This window comes from Parafrankia sp. Ea1.12, assembly GCF_900465275.1.
GTDB lineage: Bacteria > Actinomycetota > Actinomycetes > Frankiales > Frankiaceae > Parafrankia > Parafrankia soli.
This window is the reverse complement of record NZ_UBIZ01000375.1, coordinates 1-714: the sequence shown is the minus strand read 5'-3', so window position 1 is coordinate 714 and position 714 is coordinate 1. Positions and strand designations below refer to the sequence as shown.

The following is a 714-nucleotide window of genomic DNA, read 5'->3' as shown; positions in this document are numbered from 1 at the left end:
GAAGATCGGGCGGTGTTCACCGCGGTGGTCTACGTGCTGACCTCGGGGTGTGCCTGGCGGCATCTGCCGGCCGAGTTCGGGGTGTCGGTGCCCACGGCGCACCGTCGGTTCCAGGCCTGGACCCGGGCGGGTGTCTGGCCCCGGCTGCATCGGAAGATCCTTGATCTGCACGGTGCGGCCGGGCAGGTCGACTGGTCGTCGGTGATCGTGGACGCGGCCAGTCTCCGCGCGAAAAAGGGGGAAGCCTGACCGGTCCGAACCCGGTCGATCGCGGCAAACCGGGCTCGAAAATCCATGTCCTGACCGACGCGGACGGGCTGCCGCTGGTCGTGGCGGTCTCCACGGCGAACCTGCATGACAGCCAGGTCCTCATCCCGCTGGTCGCGAGTATCCCGGCGATCCGTTCCCGGCATGGGCCACGGCGGCGCCGGCCGGACAAGCTGCGGGCAGACAAGGCCTACGACCAGCCGGAGCTGCGTCGTTTCCTGCGCAGGCGTCGTATCGCGGTACGTATCGCCCGGTGCGGGGTGGAGAGCACCGAACGTCTCGGCCGGCACAGGTGGAAGATCGAACGAACGATCGCGTGGCTTGACGGCTACCGCCGGCTGACCGTCCGCTACGAACGCAACGGCCGTAACTTCCTCGGATTCCTCTGCCTGGCCGCCGCGATCACCTGCTGGAAGAAACTCCCACACCCCACCTGAGACACGCTCT

Annotated in this window: 1 pseudogene; it reads left to right on the top strand. The window is 68.1% G+C overall.

The features are described from left to right. Positions 1-704: pseudogene (locus FMEAI12_RS21395) on the top strand (IS5 family transposase); the annotation flags it as partial. Between the last annotated feature and the right edge of the window lie 10 nt (positions 705-714).